Here is a 3,285-nt window from a genome sequence, read left to right as displayed (position 1 = left end):
CCCCCGATTCACGCGATGGTGCGATCATGTGCCGCCGTCCGGATGGCGGGGGAGAGCCACGGGTAGGGCCGGGCCATGACGCAGCCTTTCGAACTGCCGCACTTCTACATGCCGTATCGCGCGCGGCTCAACCCCCACCTGGAGGAGGCGCGCGCGCACTCCTCCAGGTGGGCGCGCGACATGGGGATGCTCGAAGGCTCCGGCATCTGGGAGCAGAGCGACCTCGACGCGCACGACTACGGCCTGCTGTGCGCGTACACCCACCCCGACTGCGACGGGCCCGCGCTCTCGCTGATCACCGACTGGTATGTGTGGGTGTTCTTCTTCGACGACCACTTCCTGGACATGTACAAACGCAGCCAGGACCGCGCGGCCGGAAAGGCCCATCTGGACCGGCTCCCCCTCTTCATGCCGATGGACCTCTCGACCCCCGTACCCGAGCCGCGGAACCCGGTCGAGGCGGGCCTCGCCGACCTGTGGGCCCGCACGGTTCCCGCGATGTCCGAGGAGTGGCGCCGCCGCTTCGCCGAAGCCACCGAGAACCTCCTGAACGAATCGCTGTGGGAGCTGTCGAACATCAACGAAGGACGGGTCGCCAACCCCGTCGAGTACATCGAGATGCGCCGCAAGGTGGGCGGCGCCCCCTGGTCGGCTGGGCTCATCGAGTACGCGACCGCCGAAGTGCCCGCGGCCGTCGCCGGTTCAAGGCCGCTGCGCGTGCTCATGGAGACGTTCGCCGACGGCGTCCACCTGCGCAACGACCTCTTCTCGTACCAGAGGGAGGTCCAGGACGAGGGCGAGCTGAGCAACGGCGTGCTGGTCCTTGAGACCTTCTTCGACTGCACGACCCAGCAGGCCGCCGACATCGTCAACGACGTCCTGACCTCGCGCCTGCACCAGTTCGAACACACGGCGGTCACCGAAGTGCCCGCCCTCGCCCTGGAGAAGGGCCTCACCCCGGCCGAGGTCGCGGCGGTCGCCGCGTACACCCGGGGCCTTCAGGACTGGCAGTCCGGCGGCCACGAATGGCACCTGCGCTCCAGCAGGTACATGAACGAGGGCGCGCTCGCCACCTCACCGCTCGCAGGACCCACCGGAATCGGCACCTCCGCCGCCGACGTGGGCGCGCTCCTCGCGTCCGCCGGGGCGGAGCGGCTGCGCGCCTTCACCCACGTCCCGTTCCAGAAGGTGGGCCCCTCGATCCTCCCGGACTTCGACATGCCGTTCCCCTTGCGGCTCAACCCGCACCTGGACACCGCGCGCGGCCGCCTCACCGGCTGGTCGCACGCGATGGGCATCCTGGGGGAGGGCGTCTGGGACGAGGACAAGCTCGACGCGTACGACCTTCCGCTGTGCGCCGCCGGAATCGGCCCGGACGGCTCGGCGGAAGCGCTCGACCTCAGCTCGCAGTGGCTGGCCTGGGGCACCTACGGCGACGACTACTACCCCCTGGTCTTCGGCCACCGCCGTGACTTCGCCGCCGCGAGGCTCTGCACGGAGCGCCTCGCCGGGTGCATGCCGATCGAGGGCGAACCGGCCACCGTGCCCGTGAACGGCATGGAGCGCGCCCTCGCCGACCTGTGGGCACGCACGACCCGGGACATGACCCCGGACCAGCGGCGCACCATGCGGCAGACCGTGGTGGTCATGACGGAGAGCTGGCTGTGGGAGCTCGCCAACCAGCTGCAGAACCGCATCCCCGACCCGGTCGACTATCTGGAGATGCGCCGGGCCACCTTCGGCTCCGAACTCACCATGAGCCTGTGCCGGATGGGCCACGGCCCCGCCGTGCCGCCGGAGGTCTACCGCAGCGGCCCCGTCCGCTCCCTGGAGAACGCCGCGATGGACTACGCGATGCTCCTCAACGACGTCTTCTCGTACCAGAAGGAGATCGAGTACGAGGGCGAGGTCCACAACGGCATCCTGGTCGTGCAGAACTTCTTCGGCTGCGACTACCCGACCGGGCTGAAGGTCATCCACGACCTGATGACCCAGCGCATGCGCCAGTTCCAGCATGTCGCCGAGCATGAGTTCCCCGTCCTGTACGAGGACTTCGGTCTTTCGGCCGAGGGCCGCGCCGTCATGGACGGCTATGTCACCGAGCTGCAGAACTGGCTGGTGGGCATCCTCAACTGGCACGCGGGCTGCCGTCGCTACGGCGCCGAGGACCTGGCCCGCAGGGCGCACGGCTTCCTGCCGGACCGCGCGCCCCGGGTCCCCTCGATCGCGGGGCTGCGCTGACGGGTCGCGGCCAGCCCGATCAAGCGGGCACGCGCGCGTGCCGCACGGCGGCCCTTGCGAGACCCTGGACGACCGGGTGCGGGCGCGAGCCGTCACCGAAGAGCTCGGGCTGGAAGAGGGTGGCCAGGAAGAAGGGGTGGCCGGGGAGTTCGGCGACGCGGACCCGGCCCTCCTCGTCCTCGCCCGTGAAGCGCAGGCCGTGCGCGCGCAGCGTGTCGAGGTGGCGGCCCGGGCCGTAGGAGCAGTGGTAGCGCTCCACGGACCGGTCGGCGCCGAGCAGCGACTCGGCGAGCGAGCCGGGGGCGAGCGTCACCGTGCCCTCATGCCCGACCAGCGAGCAGGCGAGCGGCTCGATGAGCAGGTCGTCGGCGCCGGGGTCGTTCTCGGCGTGCGCGACATCGGTCAGGCCGCAGACATTGCGCGCGTACTCCAGAAGCGTGTGCTGGAAGCCGCCGCAGGTGCCGAGGAAGGGGATGCCCTCCTCGCGCGCCGTGCGGATCGCGGTCAGCGCGCCCGCCTCGCTGCGGTAGGGGCTGCCGGGCAGGACCCACACCGCGTCGAACCCGCGTACGGCGTCCGGGTCCTCGGCGTCGTCGGTCGCGACCCAGTACGCGTCAAGGACGAGGCGGTCATGGGCGGCGAGGGCGTCCAGGAGCAGCGGCATCCGGCTGTGGGAGGTCACGTTCGGCGAGTGTTCGCCGATCAACGCGACGCGGGCCGTGGGGGAGTGGTGCGCGTGGTGGCCCGCTTCGACGGCGGTCATGGCTGTGTCGGTCGTCATGCCGATCATCCTGGGCGCGAGCCGTCGTTCATGTCCAACGATGAAATCTGCATCCCCCATAAGCGTTCCTGATGGAGTGCGTAATCCTTGGCGCATGGATCCGCATCTCCTGCGTACGTACGTGACGGTGGCCCGCCTCGCCTCCTTCTCCGGGGCCGCGCGCGAACTCGGCTACACCCAGTCCGCCGTCTCCCAGCACATCGCCGCCCTGGAACAGGACCTCGGTTCCGCCCTGTTGACCCGCCGCCCCGTGGCCCCCACCC

Annotated in this window: 3 protein-coding genes; 2 read left to right on the top strand and 1 reads right to left on the bottom strand. The window is 70.4% G+C overall.

Features of this window, described 5'->3' with window-relative positions; genetic code table 11:
* Window positions 1–75 precede the first annotated feature (75 nt).
* A complete protein-coding gene (gene cyc2 / locus GKQ77_RS30400) occupies window positions 76–2,241 on the top strand; it encodes a germacradienol/geosmin synthase Cyc2 (protein ID WP_219692337.1) in 2,166 nt (721 codons plus the stop codon).
* Window positions 2,242–2,260: 19 nt separating this feature from the next.
* Here cyc2 and GKQ77_RS30395 read toward each other — a convergent pair whose 3' ends face one another.
* Entirely contained in the window at window positions 2,261–3,022 is a 762-nt protein-coding gene (locus tag GKQ77_RS30395) for a CTP synthase C-terminal region-related (seleno)protein (protein WP_258022243.1), read from the bottom strand.
* A 94-nt stretch (window positions 3,023–3,116) separates the two neighbouring features.
* Here GKQ77_RS30395 and GKQ77_RS30390 point away from each other — a divergent pair.
* A partial coding sequence (locus GKQ77_RS30390; RefSeq protein WP_219692338.1) for a helix-turn-helix domain-containing protein occupies window positions 3,117–3,285 on the top strand: 169 nt, incomplete at its 3' end.

The sequence above is a fragment of the Streptomyces anatolicus genome (assembly GCF_019400875.1).
In the GTDB taxonomy this organism is placed as follows: domain Bacteria; phylum Actinomycetota; class Actinomycetes; order Streptomycetales; family Streptomycetaceae; genus Streptomyces; species Streptomyces anatolicus.
The sequence above is the reverse complement of the archived record's forward strand: the minus strand, read 5'-3'. Positions and strand labels throughout refer to the sequence as shown.